Source organism: Janthinobacterium sp. AD80 (assembly GCF_002878455.1).
GTDB lineage: Bacteria > Pseudomonadota > Gammaproteobacteria > Burkholderiales > Burkholderiaceae_D > Janthinobacterium.
This window is the reverse complement of record NZ_NRDQ01000105.1, coordinates 1-15,975: the sequence shown is the minus strand read 5'-3', so window position 1 is coordinate 15,975 and position 15,975 is coordinate 1. Positions and strand designations below refer to the sequence as shown.

Sequence of the window (15,975 nt, the reverse complement as noted above, 5' to 3'; positions counted from 1 at the left end):
GCCAGGCGGAAGGCGCGCACATCACCCTGAGCCTGCAGCTGGCGCGCGAAAAACAGCGCGCCGACCAGCTGGCCGCCTGCGACGCACTGACGGGGGGTGGCCAGCCGCCGCCGCTTCTATGACAGCGCCGGCGCCAAGCTGCTGCAGGCGCGCCATAGCCGCAACCATTATGCGCTGCTGCTGGTCGACATGGACCGCTTCAAGCACGTCAACGAGCGCCTGGGCCACCTGGCCGGCGACGCCTTGCTGCAGGAGGCGGCAGGGCGCCTGCGCCGCGTGTTGCGCGATGGCGACCTGCTGGCGCGCTTCGGCGGCGATGAATTCGTCCTGCTGCTGTGCGAAGTGGGCAGCGAGGAGCGCCTGGCAGCCGTTGCCGGCAGCGCCCTCGCGGCGCTGCGCCAGCCATTTTCAGCGCCTGATGGCGCCGCGATCTCGGCCACGGCCAGCATCGGCATCGCGCTGTATCCGCGCGACGGGCAAAGCGTCGACGCCTTGCTGGCCAGTGCCGGCAGCGCCATGGACAACGCCAAGGCGGCGCGCGACAGCTACCGTTTCCATGACATGGCCCTGAACCTGTCGTCGGCGCGCAGCCTGGAATTGCAGGGGCGCTTCGAGCTGGCCATGCGCGACGACGAATTCTGCCTGCATTACCAGGGCAAGTTCGACACGGCGCGCCGGCATATCGTCGGCCTGGAAGCCCTGCTGCGCTGGGACCATCCGCAGCATGGCCTGATCTTCCCGAATGAATTCATCGGCCTGGCCGAGGAAACCCAGGCCATCATCGCGCTGGGCAACTGGAGCATCGCCGCCGCCTGCCGCCAGCTGGCGCAGTGGCGCATGGCGGGGCTGGCGCTGGTGCCGGTGGCGATCAACATCTCGGCACGGCAGCTGCGCGACCCGCAGCTGCTGGCCACCGTGACGCGCTGCCTGGACAGGTACGGCCTGGCGCCAGGGCTGCTGGAACTGGAAGTGACGGAAAGCTGCTTCATCGACGATATCTCGCAGGCCAAGGATGTGCTGGTGCGCCTGCGCGCGCTGGGCGTGGCCATTTCGCTCGACGATTACGGCACCGGTTATTCGGGCCTGAGCCACATCAAGATGCTGCCGATCCACACGCTGAAGATCGACCGCTCCTTTATCCGCGACATTGCCATCGACCGCAATGACGCCATGATCGTCGCCTCGACCATCGCCCTGGCGCGCGGACTGGGCTTGCAGGTGGTGGCAGAAGGCGTGGAAAGCGGCGAGCAGCTCGAACGCCTGCGCCGCCTGGGCTGCCAGCAGGTGCAGGGCTTTTACCTGCACCGCCCGGCGCCGGCAGCGTCCATCGGCGCGCTGCTGGCCGGCGCTGCCGCGCCGCATTCGTCGCCGGCGACGGCCATGTGAGCGCGCCTTGTAACAGCACGCATACATGGCGCCATGCGGCCCGGCGCCGATGCTCAGTAGAATATGGCCACCGCACGCCGTTTGCTTTCACTCTTTCCCCATGCATCAACTATGAACAGCTCCATTCCGGCCTTTGTTTTCGGCCCGTTTCGCCTATTGCCGCTCGAGCGCCTGCTGTTCGATGGCGAGCGCGCGCTGCGCCTGGGGAGCCGCGCCATGGACTTGCTGCTGGCATTGCTGGAGCGGGCCGGCGAGGTGGTCGACAAGAATGAATTGCTGGCCATCGTCTGGCCGCATGCCGTTGTCGACGACGCCACCTTGCGCGTGCACCTGGCCGCGCTGCGCAAGGTGCTGGGCGATGGCCGCGACGGCCAGCGCTACATCACCACCATCCCCGGACGCGGCTACGGCTTCCTGGCGCCCCTGTCGTACACGGGACAGGCGGCGGCCGGCCCGGCCACCCCCGAGCCGCGCCACAACCTGCCGGTGCTGCTGACGCGCATGGTGGGCCGCGGCGAAACCGTGCAGGCGATGGCCAACCAGCTGCTGCAACTGCGTCTGCTGTGCATCGTCGGACCAGGCGGTATCGGCAAGACGACGGTAGCCGTGGCGCTGGCCACGCGCGTGCTGCGCCGCTATGCCGATGGCGTCTGCTTCGTCGACCTGGCGCCGCTGGGCGAAGGCCGCCTGGTGCCGCTGGCCCTGGCCACGGCGCTGGGCGTGGCCGTGCCGGCCGGCGATTCCATGCCCGGCCTGCTGGCTTATCTGCGCCAGCGTCATATGCTGATCGTGCTGGATAACTGCGAACACGTGATCGGCGCGGCGGCCGCGCTGGCCGATGCCTTGCTCAAGGGCGCGCCGCAGCTGCATGTGCTGGCCACCAGCCGCGAACCGCTGCGTATCACCAGCGAACATCTGCAGCGCCTGCCCGCGCTGGGACTGCCGCCGGCCGACGTCGTGCCCGACGCGCAGGCGGCCCGGCACTTCGCCGCCGTGCAGCTGTTTTGCGAGCGCTGCGCAGCCGTTGATGACAGTTTCGTGCTGGCCGACGACGACGTGCCCGTGGTGGCGGAAATCTGCCGCCGCCTCGACGGCATCCCGCTGGCACTGGAACTGGCGGCCGGGCGCAGCGGCCACTTTGGCATCCATGAACTGCGGCGCCAGCTTGACGACCGTTTCCGCCTGCTCACGCGCGGCCCCCGCAATGTGCCGCTGCGCCACCAGACCCTGCGCGCCACCCTGGACTGGAGCTATGGTTTGCTGGACGCCGAGGAGCGCGAGGTGCTGCAGGTGCTGAGCGCGTTCAGCAGCCGTTTCCGCATGCAGTCGGCCACCGCCGTGGCGGGACGCGACGTGTTCGATACGGTGGCCGACCTGGCCGCCAAATCCCTCGTCAGCATTGAATTTTGCTGCGAGCACGTGTATTACCGGCTGCTGGAAACGACGCGCGCGTACGCGGCCACGCAGCTGCAGGCGGGCGGGCAGGGCGACGCCGTGTTCCTGCGCCATGCGCGCCACTGCCTGGCGCTGGCCGAACGCGTGGCAGCCGACTGGGAGCGCATGTCGTTCGCCAGCTGGAGCGCCTGCTATGGCCGCCACGTGGACGACCTGCGCGCCGCCATCGACTGGGCCTTCGGCGATGCGGCCGATGCGGCGCTGGGCATCGCCCTGACCCTGGCCGCGCAAACCCTGTTTTACCAGTTGTCGCTGATGGACGAATACCGCGTGCGCGTGGAGCGGGCGCTGGAACAGCTGGCGCTGCATGCGATCGATGACCGCGACAGCGAAATGCAGCTGCATGCCTCGCTGGCGCATCTGCTGATGCATACGCAGGGCGTGACGGGCGCCATGCTGCTGTCCTTCCGCCACGGTTATGCGCTGGCCATGCAGACGGACAGCACCGCGCGGCGTGCGGCGGCGATCTGCGGCATGTGGATCTGCAGCATGGCGCTGGCCGACTTCACGGGCGCCGGCGCCTATGTGGCGCAGTTTGGCGCCCTGTGCCAGGCCAGCGGCAGCACGGCGATGCAGCTGGTGCAGGCGCGCATGCGCTCGGCGGGCGAGCATCTGCAGGGGCGCCACGGCGAATCGGCGGCACTCGCGCGCATGGTGCTGGCGCATCCCGACGGCGCCGGCCAGCTGACCCTGAACAATGCCTTGCTGGCCGATCACCAGGTGTGCTTGCGCGGCAACCTGTCGCGCTGCCTGTGGCTGCTGGGGCGCCCCGACGAAGCCCTGCATATCGCGCGCGAAGCGGTGATGCTGGGCTTTGAGCACAATGGCGCCTCGCTGTGCGTGGCGCTGGCCTTTTCCGCCATTCCCGTGGCCCTGTGGTGCGGCCAGCACGGACTGGCGCGCGCCTGGAACTGTCTGCTGCGCGAGCATGCTGCGCGCTACGGACTGCTGTACTGGAGCGCCTGGGGCGCCGGCTACCAGCAGCTGCTCGACATGGACGAACGGCTCGGCGAATTTTCCTGGCCCACGGTGCGCAGCTGGCCCATGCAGATCGATGTCATGGCCACCTTGCATGACGCCGCGGCTGATACGCAGGCCGTGCGGCGCGCCCGCACGGGCCAGGCGCCGTGGAGCATGCCGGAAGTGCTGCGCCGCGCCGCGCACCGCCAGTGGCGCACCCTGGAGGAAGACGACCAGGCGGGCCTGGCGCAAGTGGCGGCGCAACTGCAGGAGGCGCTGGCGCTGGCGCGCGAGCAGGGCGTGCCGGGCTGGGAACTGCGCTGCGCCACCAGCCTGGCGACGCTGCTGCATGCGCAGGGACGCAGTGCCGAGGCCAGGGCGCTGCTGGCGCCCGTGCATGCCTGCTTTGAGCAGGGGCAGGGCAGCACGGATGTGATGGCGGCGGCGCAATTACTGGCGCGCCTGACGTAGCTGCGCAGGTGCGGCGCCTATTCGTAGGCGCCCAGGCGGCGCTGTTCCTCCGGCGTGAAGCTGGCGTCGCGCAGCTGCTGCAGTGCCGCCGGATCCTGTGCGCCGCCGGCCAGGCTGGCCTGTTGCGCCCTGGCGGCCTGGTAGGCGATGATGCGCTGCTGCCACTGCGATTCCTCGCGGTCCAGCTCCGCCAGGCGCGCCGCGGCCGCTGGCGTGAAGGTGCTGGCGCGCAGGCGGTAGACTTCATTCTCGCCGCCGCCCTGGGCGCGCAGCGCCTGCACCGACGCGTCAAGCTGCGCCACTTTCATGGGCGCGTCGCGCGCGGCGCGCTGGGCCGGCGACAGCAGCTGGTCCAGCGCCGCCAGTTTCTGCTGGCGCTGCGCTTCGTCGAGCGTGGCGTCGCCGAGTATGGCCATGCGCGCCACGGCGTCGTCGTCATGGGCGTCACTGGCGCCGAACAGGCCCGCACTTTCTTCGGGGGTAAAGTAATTGCCGCGCAGGCCGCGCATGGCTTGCAGCCGCGCGCGCGCCGCCGTGGCGGCATCGGCCTGCGCGGGCAGGGCCTGTTCCGCGCCGGCCAGCGCCTGCCTGTAGGCCAAATAAGCAGCCAGCAGGCGCTTGGCCTCGCGCGCCGGGGCGGCGGACAGGCGCTTGTCCAGTTCCGCCTCGATCTGGCTGCGGATGGCGGCCAGCGGCTTTTCGCCCAGGCCGGCCAGGTAGTAGTCGAACAGGTGGCCCAGTTCCGCGTCGACCACCAGCTTCTCGCCGGCGGCCACCGTCACCTTGCCATCGGGCCGCGTGCCTTCCATCGAGCGCACGAACGCGAACAGGTCCGGCTCCGGCTTTTCCGGCGGCGGGGCCGGCGGCTCGTCCGGCCGCAGGACCAGATAAAGGGCCAGGGCCGCCAGGCTGGCGCCGATGATCCATTTCGCGTGCATGCGCTTCTCCTTACAGTCCCAGGCCTTGCAGGCGGTTGGCCTGCTGGCGGAAGACCGTCACGGGGCTGGTCTCGAACAGGTTGACGATGCCAACGAACTGGTTGACTTCATCGAGGTGGTTCATGGCGTAGTCGTCGCGGATCACCTTGCCCAAGTGGCTGGAGCAGCTGCTGACCAGGCCATCGTTCTTGGCGCCGCCGAAGGCCAGGCTGATGGCGGCCAGCAGCGGATCGCCCACGTCAAGCACATTCGTGTACGGCTGCGCGCCGCTCCACGAAAAGTAGTGCACGCCCTGCACCTGGTAGGCGCCTTCGCCGCAGGCGCTGGCGGGAATGCCTTGCGGATGGCGGCTGTTGAACGCCAGCGAACCGGCCGTGGACAAGGACGCCAGCGAGGCGCCCGCGTTTTGCGGCAGTCCCTTGTTGCCTGACAAAATACCGATCAGGGAAGCGAGCGCATTGCCCAGCGCGCCGCTGGTATTGGGAATGGCGCCGCTGAGGATATCGGCCACCTTGGATCCCTTGTTGACGCCGGCCACGCTGGTGACGGACGCTACCAGGTCGGGGCGCACGGAGGCGACATAGCGGGCCGTGGGGCCGCCGTGGCTATGGCCGATCAAATTGACCTTGGCCGCGCCCGTGGCGGCGAGGATTTGCCGCACCTGCGACAGCAGCTGCTCGCCGCGCACTTCGGTGCTGTTGGCAGCCGATACGGTGGTCACATACACTTGCGCGCCGCCGCTGCGCAGGGCGGCGGGGATGCCATAGAAATATTCGACGGGACCCAGCTTGTCAAAGCCGAACAGGCCGTGCACGAGGACGATAGGGTATTTGGTTTGCGTGTAGCCGGCGGCGCTGGCGCTGCCGGGCAGCATGGCGAGGGAAAACAGCAGGGTCGATAGCAGTTGCCAGAAGCGATTCTTCATTTTGTCTCCGTTATGTATTTGTGACCGGCCAAATCACTCACCGGTTAATAGTGGAAATAAGTGGAAATGTCGAAGCTGTAGCGATTACCGCGTGCGGGCCTTACATTCTATTGATGTCTTAAATATAGCGAGCGCTCGGTTTTTGAAATGTAGCACTGCTGGATGGAAAAAGCATTTGAATTGCATGATGCAGCGCAATAACTGTGCGCATTCCTCGTTGCTTATACGCCCATTGCATAGTTGAAAAGTCAAATAGTTGTTTTCCTGAGCTATAATCGCCCCGAAATCCGCAGTCCCGCCGTCTTGCAGGGCCATTTTCCGGCGCTGTATTTACACCGCTCATAACCGTTACTTGGGAATGCACTTGTCGACCCATTTTAATTTTGAACAGTTTCAGCAGATGACGCCTTTGAATGGCGAAAATATCTGGGAATATATTCTTGACCGCCACGCGGGCCGTATCGGCGTCAAGCGCCGCAAGCCGGCACTGGAAAATCTCGAACGCATCTTCGGTGCCACTTTCCGCCTGGCCAATGACGTGGGTTTCCGCGCCATGAGCTTGCGCGACCTGTGCCGCGAGACGGGTTTGTCGATGGGCGGGTTGTATGGCTACATCACCAGCAAGGATCAACTGGCCGAGATGATCGAGGACGTGGTGCGCCACGCCACGCAGGCCATGCCGCTGCTGTTCGCCGACGTGAAGTCGCCGCTGGACCGGATCGAGGCGATGATACGCTCGTCGATCTACCTGTCCGAGGTGCTGCAGCCGTGGTTTTATTTTGTCTTCATGGATTCGCGCGTGCTGCAGGTGGAGCAGCGCAGCATGGCGAAAAATTCCGAATTGTTCGTGCAGACCCTGATCGCCACCACCATCGCGGAAATCGAACCGAAGCCGCAAGGCGATCCGACCCTGCTGTCGGCGCATTGCCTGGCCCTGTTCCAGGACTGGTACGTGAAACGCTGGAAATACCGCGCGGCGAAAGTCAATGTCGATGATTTCGCCGACAGTGTCATCAGTACGGTGCGCGGGTATTTGAGCATGGTCAAGGCGGCGTAAAAACGCTGCCGACGGCGGCTTGTCGGGTTACGCCGTTCCGGCTAACCCGACCTACGGGTTCATCAGTTCGTGGTTTCCGGCGGCACCGTCTCTGGCACGGCCGCCGGATCCGTCGGCGTCTCCACTTCCATGTCCAGCGTCCTCACGCCATTCATGTCGATGAATTCGTCGTACATCCATTCGCCATCGACCTGGCTCAGGCCCGCCGGCACGGCGCGCGCCACTTGCGGGCGGGTCGACAGGGCCGTGCGCATGTAGTCGATCCAGATCGGCATGGCCAGGGTGGAGCCGAATTCGCCTCCGCCCAGGGACTTGGGCTCGTCATAGCCCATCCACGCCACTGCCACGATGCCGCCGCCATAGCCGGCGAACCAGCCGTCGACGGCGTCGCTGGTGGTGCCCGTCTTGCCGGCGATGTCATTGCGTCCGAGTTTTTTCGTCGCCGCCGCACCCGTGCCCGAGCGCGTCACTTCGCGCAGCATGCTGTCCATGACGAAGGCGTTGCGCGGGTCCAGCGCCAGGGTCTTGTCATCGTTAGGCGCAGGTGGCTTGGTCTGCATCAGCACCGTGCCCCTGGCGTCGACGATGCGGTCGATCAGATACGGTTCCACCTGGTGGCCGCCGTTGGCGAACAGGGCGTAGGCGCCCGCCATCTGCACGGGCGTAACGGAGCCGGTACCCAGCGCCATGGTCAGATTGTTCGGCTGGCGCGCCGGATCAAAGCCGAATTTTTCCAGGAAATCGTGGGTGTACGACACGCCCAGCGCGCGCAGGATGCGCACCGAGGCCACGTTCTTCGATTGCGCCAGCGCATAGCGCATGGTGATCGGGCCATCGAACTTGAAGTCGTCGTTCTGCGGCGCCCATACCTTGCCGCCCGCCTGCATTTCCAAAGGCACGTCGTTGATCAGGGTGGCCGGCGAAAAGCCTTTTTCCAGCGCCGCCGAATACACGAAGGGCTTCATGGCCGAACCGGGCTGGCGCCACGCTTGCGTGACGTGGTTGAACTTTTGCAGGTTGTAGTCGAAGCCGCCCACCATGGCGTGGTAGGCGCCCGTGTCGGCGTCGAGCGAGACAAAGGCGGCGGCCACCAGCGGCACTTGCGTGATGGCCCAGTTGCCCTTGGCGTCCTGGCTGATGCGGATCACGGCGCCGGGGCGCAGCTTGATGCCGGCGCTGGCCTTGGCGGATAGCGCCGGGGCGGCGAAGCGCAAGCCGTCTCCCGTGATGGCCTTGGCGTCGCCGTCGCCGATGTCGGCCATCACCTTGCCGCTGGCGACGTCCGTGACGACAGCGGCGATCAGGCCGTCGCTGTCCGGGCGTTTTTGCAGTGCGGCGTCGATGGCGTCGTCGCGCTGCTCCGGATCGGCGGGCATGTCGATGAAGGTTTCCGGGCCGCGGTAGCCGTGGCGCTGGTCATAGGCGATGACGTTGCGGCGCGTCGACGCGTAGGCTGCGTCCTGATCGGCTTTCAGGATCGTCGTGTAGACGCTGATGCCCTTGGTATAGCTGTCTTCCTTGTATTGCGCGTAGACGGCCTGGCGCGCCAGTTCAGCCACGTATTCGGCGTGCGTGTCGAAGCCCTGCTTGCCGCGGCTGTTGACATGCAGCGGCTGGGCCAGTGCCTGCCGATACTGGCCTTCGCTGATGTAATCGAGTTCGCGCATGCGCTTCAAGACCAGCTGCTGGCGCGCGTGCGCTTTTTTCGGATTGCTGATCGGGTTGTGGCGCGAAGGATTTTGCGGCAGGCCGGCCAGCATGGCCATTTCGGCGATCGACAGTTCCGACAAAGGCTTGCCGAAATACGTCTGCGCCGCGCTGCCGAAGCCGAACGAGCGCTGGCCCAGGTACATCTGGTTCATGTACAGCTCGAGAATCTGGTCTTTCGACAGGGCTGACTCGATTTTGAGGGCCAGCATGATTTCATTGAGCTTGCGCGAGGCGACTTTTTCGCGCGTCAGGAAGAAGTTGCGCGCCACCTGCATGGTGATGGTCGAGCCGCCGCCGTGGCCGAAGCCGTGGCGCAGGTTCGACAGCACGGCGCCGCCGGCGCGCACGAAGTCGATGCCGTTGTGTTCATAGAAGCGGCTGTCCTCGATGGCCAGCAGGGCCTTTTTCATCATTTCCGGCACTTGCGCGATCGGCACGAAGTCGCGGTGTTCCTCGCCGAATTCGCCGATCAGCACATTGTCTGCCGTGTAGACGCGCAGCGGGATCTTCGGCTGGTAGTCGGTGATGACGCCCAGCTCGGGCAGGCGCGGGCGCACGTACAGGAACAGCCACGCGGCCAGCAGCAGGGCAGCGGCCAGCGCGGCGCAGCCGGCGATGATGAAGCCGCGCATGGTGGCGCGGCGCGAAGGCCAGGGAAATCCGGATCGTTTGGCAGTCAAGTCAGTCTCGCGTGAGCGTGCAGGGCACGGTGGCAGCGATTATAGACCAATGCGCCCGGCGCCCCGGCGTTGGCGGGCGCCGGGCCAGGCACCCGGGGCGGGAGCAAAAAACCTTTTCATCGAAACGCGGCTGTGCGATAGTCTCGGCTTCAAGAAAATAGCCCGGGCGTCAATCCGGGCTGTTTATTTTTAAAAATTAAGGAAATATCCATGGCAAAAGATGCAACACCGAGCGTCGTGAAGCCGTACATCCCGGCCGATGCGAAGCTGCCCGAGATGACCTTCCGCGCGCTATTCATGGGCGTCATCCTGGGGATGGTCTTTGGCGCCTCCTCGCTGTACCTGGTGCTGAAAGTGGGCCTGACCGTCAGCGCCTCGATTCCCGTCGCCGTCATCGCCATCACCCTGTTCGGCCTGGCCAAGAAGGTGGGCGGCAAGGATTCGTCGATCCTGGAAAACAGCATCACGCAAACGGCAGGTTCGGCCGGCGAATCGCTGGCCTTCGGCCTGGGCGTGACCATGCCCGCCATCCTGATTCTCGGCTTCGACCTGGAAATCTCGCGTGTCATGCTGGTCGGTATTCTTGGTGGCCTGCTGGGCATCCTGATGATGATCCCGATGCGCCGCACCATGATCGTCGACCAGCACAAGGAACTCAAATTCCCCGAAGGCACGGCCTGCGCCGAAGTGCTGAAGGCCGCCGCCACGGAAGAATCGCGCCTGGCCGCCGGCGAAAGCATCGCCAAGGATTCGGCCGCCGCGCTGGACGCCAAGCGCCGCGCCAAGATCATCTTCGGCGGCTTTGCCGTCGGCCTGCTGTACAAGGTCTTCAATATCTCGTTCAAGGGCTGGAAGGACACGCCGGGCGTGGAATTTGCCGCACCGCTGAAGGGCGGCTCCATCGGCGCCGAGATTTCGCCTGAATTGCTGGGCGTGGGCTACATCATCGGCCCGCGCATCGCCGCCACCATGGCGGCCGGCGGCGTGCTGTCGTACCTGGTGCTGATCCCGATGATCAAGTTCTTCGGCGACAGCTTGACCACCGTGCTTTCGCCGGGCACCAAATTGATCAGCGAAATGGGCGCCGACGACGTACGCAGCGCCTACGTGCTGTACATCGGCGCGGGCGCCGTCGCCGCCGGCGGCCTGATTTCGCTGGTACGCGCCATGCCGATGATCTGGCGCAGCCTGTCGGCCGGCCTGAAGGGCCTGGGCAAGGGCGTCAAGGCGACGTCCACCCTGCGCACCGACCAGGATATTCCCCTGAAATGGGTGGTCATCGGCTGCCTGGCCATCATCGCCGTGATCACCTTTGCCACGCCGCTGCACATGAATTTCCTCGGTGCGCTGCTGATCCTCGTCTTCGGCTTCCTGTTCGCCACCGTGTCGTCGCGCCTGACCGGTGAAATCGGTTCCTCGTCGAACCCGATTTCCGGCATGGCCGTGGCCACCTTGCTGTTTACCTGTCTGATCTTCCTGATCATGGGCTGGACGGGCGGGCGCTACTATGTGACAGCCCTGTCGGTCGGCGCCATCGTGTGTATCGCCGCCAGCAACGCCGGCACCACGTCGCAAGACTTGAAGACGGGCTACCTGGTGGGCGCCACGCCGCGCCTGCAGCAGTACGCGATTCTGGCGGGCGCCTTGTCGTCGGCCCTGATCCTGGGACCGATCCTGCTGAAACTCAATGATGCCAGCACCGTCTACGTGCCGGCCGCGCAAGTGGCGCCTGGCCTGACGGTCGACGCGTCGAAGCTGACGGTGACGGGCGAGCTGCATGGCCCGCAAGCCGATACCGACCACAATACGTATAAAGTCTGGCAAAAGACCGATACCGTGGGCGGCCCGGCCGGCAAGTATTTTGTGAAGGAAGATGGCCAGCTGGCCTACCTGGTCGACCCGGGCATCAACGGCCATTACAACAAGCGCCCGGACGGCACGGAAGTGAAGAAATACGATGCGCCGAAGGCCGTGCTGATGTCCTACATCATCAAGGGCATCCTCGACCAGCAGCTGCCATGGACCCTGGTGCTGTTTGGCGTGATGATCGCCGTGGTGCTGGAAATGGCCGGCATCCCGTCCCTGGCGTTTTCCGTGGGCGTGTACCTGCCGCTGTCGTCCACCTTGCCGATCTTCGTCGGTGGCCTGGTGCGCTGGCTGGCCGACCGCCGCAACAACAAGCTGGAACACAACGCCAAGCTGAACGAGGAAGAGCGCCAGCTGGCGGGCGACCGCAGTTCGGGCGTGCTGCTGGCCTCCGGCTACATCGCCGGCGGTGCGCTGGCCGGCATCATCATCGCCATCACGGCTGGCGTGCTGACGCACTTCGACCAGATGATGGCCGACTGGGCCGAGCATGGCAATCCGTTCTACGCGGGCCTGCAGTCGGATGCGCTGTCGCTGCTGCCGTATGCGGCCATCATCGTGCTGCTGTATCTCGTGGCGCGCGAGAAGAAGACGGATAGCCCGCCCGCCTGATGTCTTGGCCTGTCCAATGAAAACCGCCCGGATCATACCGGGCGTTTTTTTTTGCGGGTATCAGGCAGGCAGCGGCACAATTTGTTATAAAAATGAAATCAAAATGCGCTGGATGGTGTATTGTTCGTGCTATTTAAAATACAACAAACTGGAGTGCTATCCATGTCCACGCTGCGATGCCGTCACACCTTGCACGGTTTTATCCATGTTGCCTTGCTGGCGGCGTGTCCCGTTCTCCATGCCGCGCCTTTTCCCGTCGAGGCCATGTTTGAAGCGGAAACCACGGCGCCTGGCGCACCGTGGGCGACGGAAAGCCTGGGCCGCAACGTGGTCTCTGGCGGTGCTTACCTGAGTACGCCCGTCGACCTGGCGCGCGCCGAGGCGCCAGGCGCGGCGGCACAGTTGTCGTACACCGTGGCCGTGCCCCGCGACGGCCACTACACCATCTGGCTGCGCGTGCTGGCGCCGGCGGCGAACGCCGCGTCCCTGTACCTGGCGCTCGACAATGCCGCCTATGCCAGCGTCGCCGTGCCGGTTGCCGCCGGCCAGCCGGCGCAGTGGACGTGGATGCCTGTCACGCGCTGGCTGGCCGCCGGCGAGCGTGAACTGAAGCTGCAGTACCGCGAGGGCGGCCTGGGCATCGATTGCCTGCTGGTGACGGCGCTGGCCGATTTCGTGCCGCAAGGTTATGGCGTGTATCCGCTGCCCACCGTGCTGCCGCCCGCTGGCGAGCATCCGCGCGTGTTTGCCAGGGCAGGGGACCTGGCGGCGATACGCGGCCGTTTCGAATCGGCTGCGCAGGAAATGGCACCGCACCGCGCTGTCCTGAAGGGGTTTGTCGAGGCGCCGGCGGTGGTGGCGCTGCCCGTGTTCGTGCCCGGTGGTCCGGCCAGGAACAACCACCAGGGCGATGTGGTGAGCAGGATCAAGGCGAAAGCGCTGCACTCCCTTTTGTATGAATATGGCGGCCCGGCGGACCAGGCGCAGCGCGGCCAGGAAGCCGTGAAGATGCTGCTCGATTACCTGGCGGCCGTGCGTTTCGCGCCCGGCTACAATCATCCGAACGAGAAAGGCGATATCGTCCTGGCCAGCGCCATGGTGTACGACTGGTGTTTCGCCCTGATGACGGCGCAGCAGCGCGCGTATGTCGTCACGCGCTTTAGCCAGCTGGCGGCGACGATGGAAATCGGCTTTCCGCCATCGCGGCAGGGCGCTGTCGTCGGCCATGGCAGCGACAACCAGCTGCTGCGCGACCAGCTGGCCGCCGCCATCGCCTTTTATGACGAGGCGCCGCTGGTCTACAACATCGTTGCCGGGCGCTTTTTTTCCGACTATATCGCGCCGCGCAATTACGCCTACGCCGCGCAAGCCTATCACCAGGGCGCCTCCTACGGCACGGTACGCTTCCTGGCGGATATGTACGCCGCATGGATATTCCGGCGCATGGGCGCCGCTCCCGTGTTCGATCCCGTGCAGCAGATGACGCCGTATCATTGGCTGTACACGCGCCGCCCCGACGGGCAATGGATGCGCGATGGCGACGTCTACCATTCTTCCTACACCAACAGCACGCAATACTGGAGCGAACCGCTGGCCTTCATGCTGCCCGCCACCTATTACAACAATGCCACCTTGAAGCAGGAGTATTTGAAGCAGTCGCAGCAGCAGTCGGCCAGCTTTATCCATTCCAGGGACAGCATCTGGCCCATTCTGCTGGGCAATACGGCCATGGGCAGCACGCCCGGCCCGACGGCGTTGCCGTTGACCAAGTATTTCCCGGACCCCGCCGGACTGATGGTCGCCCGCACGGGCTGGACGGAGGGCGAGCGCATTCAGGTTCAGTCAGGCGATGTCGTGGCGACGATGAAGCTCGGTGGCGACTGGTTCGGCAACCACGAGCATTATGATGCCGGGCATTTCCAGATTTACTACAAGGGCGCCCTTGCCATTGATTCGGGCATTTATAGCGGCCGGGATGTCGCCGATCCCGCCATCGTGCTCGAATACGGCAGCGCGCACGACATGAATTATCACAAGCGCAGCATCGCGCACAACACCATGCTGGTGCATGATCCGGACGAACAATTTGACGGTTATGCGAATGACGGCGGCCAGCGTTTCCCGGGCGACGAGCCGCAAAGCCTGGCGGAACTGGCCAATGGCTACAAGGTGGCCACGGTGCTGCGCCAGCAGCAGGTCGGCGGCGTGGCGGGGGCGCCCGACTTCAGCTACATCAAGGGCGACCTGACAGCCGCATACAGCGCCAAGGTGCGCCAGTTCCAGCGTTCGTTCGTATTCCTGAATCTGAAGGATGCGGACCATCCGGCAGCGCTGGTCGTGTTTGACAAGGTCAGTGCCAGCGACGCGGGCTTCAGGAAGACCTGGCTGCTGCACAGCCAGAATGAACCGGAGATCAGCGGCGACACGGCGATCATCCGGCGTACGGAATGGGACTATAACCATACCTTGCAGTACAACGGCAAGCTGGTGAACCGCACCGTGCTGCCGGCAAATGCCGTGCTGGCCAAGGTGGGCGGCAGCGGCAACGAGTTCAGTGTCGGCGGGACGAATTATGCCATCCAGCCGGAAGCCGAGTATTCGACCGAGGAAGCGGGCGCCTGGCGGCTGGAAGTGTCGCCGCCGGGCCCCAATGAAACGGACCTGTTCCTCAACGTGATGCAGGTGATGGATGCCAGCAGCCCGCTGCCCGCATTGCCGACGACGGCCATCGATTCGGCCTTGCTGGCCGGCGTGCGGATCAAGGACCGCGTGGTGCTGTTCTCGAAGAGCGGCTTGCCGCTGGACGGGACGGTCACCGTCGAGCTGCCGGCGCACAGCGCGTCCATGCAGGTGCTGGTGGCCGATTTGCAGGAGGGGACGTGGACGGTGCGCAAGCGGGGTACGGACGGTCCCATCGAGGATGCGGTGAGTGCCGATGGCGGCACCTTGTATTTTGTCGCCAGCGGCGGCGGCATTTACGATCTGCAGCGCGGCGTCACTGGCAGCCGGCCCGCGCCAGCGGTCTTGCCAGCCTCACCGGCCGTGCCGTAGCGGGGTGGGCGCGGTGAGCGGGACGGGCGCGCGCCGCCAGCTGCGCGGCGGTGGCGTAGATCGTCACGTTTTCGCTGGCCAGCAGGCGCAGGTGCGCATAGAACGCCTGCGCCGGTATCAGCCACGATGCCGCCTCGCCCACTTGTCCGCTGGCGCGCAGGCCGGCGGCGTCGAACTCTGTTTGAAAATAGTCGCGCAAGTCGCCGCGGCCGGGATGGTCGATGCGGCGCTGGGCGATGGCGGGATCGAAAGGGCGCACGGGGACTTGCCAGCGCTTGCCATCGTGGTCCAGGCAGGCCAGCAGCGCCGTCCTGTTCTCCCAGACGGGGACGGGAAAGGCCTTGCCCATGGCGTCTTCCAGCGCGTGGTAGAACGTGACCGGTCCCATGGAAATGCCCAGGCCCAGCACTTTGGCCTGCTCGCAGCCGATGCAGCGCTGCCAGGGCGAGCCTGCGCCAAAGATCGAAGGCGCACGGTGGTGGTCTGCGGTGAGGTGGGCGGCATGGCGGCCCCAGGCCGACACGGAATGCGTGGGGTGGATGCTGCGATGGATGTTGCCGCTGGCCAGGAACGCCTCGGGCAGGCGCCCCATGTGCGTGCCGTGGCGGCGCGGATCGAACACATAGCCAGGCAGGTCGCAGGTGGCGCGCACGCTGCCGCCGGGCAGATAATAGGTGGGCAGCAGCAGGCTGCCTTGCGGGCCGACGGCGTCCTGCAGGGCGCGGATCACCGTCAACGCGCCGCCTTCCACGTAGCCCAGGCTTTTCAGCGAGGAGTGGACGAACAGCACATCGCCGTGCGCCACGCCCAGCCGCGCCAGACCGGCCGCCAGTTCGGCGCGCGTCACGTGGCGGCCGCCCTGGC

The 15,975-nt window shown here is 65.7% G+C and carries 9 protein-coding genes; 5 read left to right on the top strand and 4 right to left on the bottom strand.

The window, feature by feature from the left end; all coding sequences use genetic code 11:
• Nucleotides 1-96: 96 nt before the first annotated feature.
• On the top strand, nucleotides 97-1,386 hold the full coding sequence (locus JaAD80_RS19465) for a bifunctional diguanylate cyclase/phosphodiesterase (RefSeq protein ID WP_102296472.1): 1,290 nt from the start codon (nucleotides 97-99) through the stop codon (nucleotides 1,384-1,386).
• A 111-nt stretch (nucleotides 1,387-1,497) separates the two neighbouring features.
• Nucleotides 1,498-4,272, top strand: coding sequence for a winged helix-turn-helix domain-containing protein (locus JaAD80_RS19460; RefSeq protein WP_180979486.1), 2,775 nt, complete (start codon nucleotides 1,498-1,500; stop codon nucleotides 4,270-4,272).
• A 17-nt stretch (nucleotides 4,273-4,289) separates the two neighbouring features.
• On the opposite strand, the gene JaAD80_RS19455 is transcribed toward JaAD80_RS19460, so the two are convergent.
• Together JaAD80_RS19455 and JaAD80_RS19450 are read right to left on the bottom strand one after the other, a co-directional pair.
• Nucleotides 4,290-5,210: a lipase secretion chaperone gene (locus JaAD80_RS19455; RefSeq protein WP_102296468.1), complete on the bottom strand. Its 921-nt coding sequence runs from the start codon at nucleotides 5,208-5,210 to the stop codon at nucleotides 4,290-4,292.
• 10 nt (nucleotides 5,211-5,220) lie between these two features.
• Complete coding sequence (locus tag JaAD80_RS19450) at nucleotides 5,221-6,135, bottom strand: triacylglycerol lipase (protein WP_102296466.1); 915 nt, start codon at nucleotides 6,133-6,135, stop codon at nucleotides 5,221-5,223.
• Between the two features lie 400 nt (nucleotides 6,136-6,535).
• Here JaAD80_RS19450 and JaAD80_RS19445 point away from each other — a divergent pair, with 400 nt between their 5' ends.
• On the top strand, nucleotides 6,536-7,192 hold the full coding sequence (locus JaAD80_RS19445) for a TetR/AcrR family transcriptional regulator (protein WP_258003091.1): 657 nt from the start codon (nucleotides 6,536-6,538) through the stop codon (nucleotides 7,190-7,192).
• A 62-nt stretch (nucleotides 7,193-7,254) separates the two neighbouring features.
• On the opposite strand, the gene JaAD80_RS19440 is transcribed toward JaAD80_RS19445, so the two are convergent.
• Nucleotides 7,255-9,534 carry a penicillin-binding protein 1A gene (locus JaAD80_RS19440; RefSeq protein WP_102296462.1) on the bottom strand — a complete coding sequence of 760 codons (2,280 nt, stop codon included), beginning with the start codon at nucleotides 9,532-9,534 and terminating at the stop codon, nucleotides 7,255-7,257.
• Between the two features lie 258 nt (nucleotides 9,535-9,792).
• Here JaAD80_RS19440 and JaAD80_RS19435 point away from each other — a divergent pair, with 258 nt between their 5' ends.
• Together JaAD80_RS19435 and hepB are read left to right on the top strand one after the other, a co-directional pair.
• Nucleotides 9,793-12,060 carry an OPT family oligopeptide transporter gene (locus tag JaAD80_RS19435; RefSeq protein WP_102296460.1) on the top strand — a complete coding sequence of 756 codons (2,268 nt, stop codon included), beginning with the start codon at nucleotides 9,793-9,795 and terminating at the stop codon, nucleotides 12,058-12,060.
• Nucleotides 12,061-12,222: 162 nt separating this feature from the next.
• A complete protein-coding gene (gene hepB, locus JaAD80_RS19430) occupies nucleotides 12,223-15,111 on the top strand; it encodes a heparin/heparin-sulfate lyase HepB (protein ID WP_146012434.1) in 2,889 nt (962 codons plus the stop codon).
• On the opposite strand, the gene JaAD80_RS19425 is transcribed toward hepB, so the two are convergent.
• Nucleotides 15,056-15,975: AAC(3) family N-acetyltransferase (locus JaAD80_RS19425; protein ID WP_102296456.1), on the bottom strand; the 920-nt coding region annotated here is incomplete at its 5' end. The genes hepB and JaAD80_RS19425 overlap by 56 nt on opposite strands.

Excerpts from the sequence above, each read along its gene's own strand:
- JaAD80_RS19460 (WP_180979486.1), top strand. The coding sequence starts at position 1,498 with ATGAACAGCTCCATTCCGGCCTTTGTTTTCGGCCCGTTTCGCCTATTG.
- JaAD80_RS19455 (WP_102296468.1), bottom strand. The coding sequence starts at position 5,210 with ATGCACGCGAAATGGATCATCGGCGCCAGCCTGGCGGCCCTGGCCCTT.
- JaAD80_RS19450 (WP_102296466.1), bottom strand. The coding sequence starts at position 6,135 with ATGAAGAATCGCTTCTGGCAACTGCTATCGACCCTGCTGTTTTCCCTC.
- JaAD80_RS19445 (WP_258003091.1), top strand. The coding sequence starts at position 6,536 with ATGACGCCTTTGAATGGCGAAAATATCTGGGAATATATTCTTGACCGC.
- JaAD80_RS19440 (WP_102296462.1), bottom strand. The coding sequence starts at position 9,534 with ATGCGCGGCTTCATCATCGCCGGCTGCGCCGCGCTGGCCGCTGCCCTG.
- JaAD80_RS19435 (WP_102296460.1), top strand. The coding sequence starts at position 9,793 with ATGGCAAAAGATGCAACACCGAGCGTCGTGAAGCCGTACATCCCGGCC.
- hepB (WP_146012434.1), top strand. The coding sequence starts at position 12,223 with ATGTCCACGCTGCGATGCCGTCACACCTTGCACGGTTTTATCCATGTT.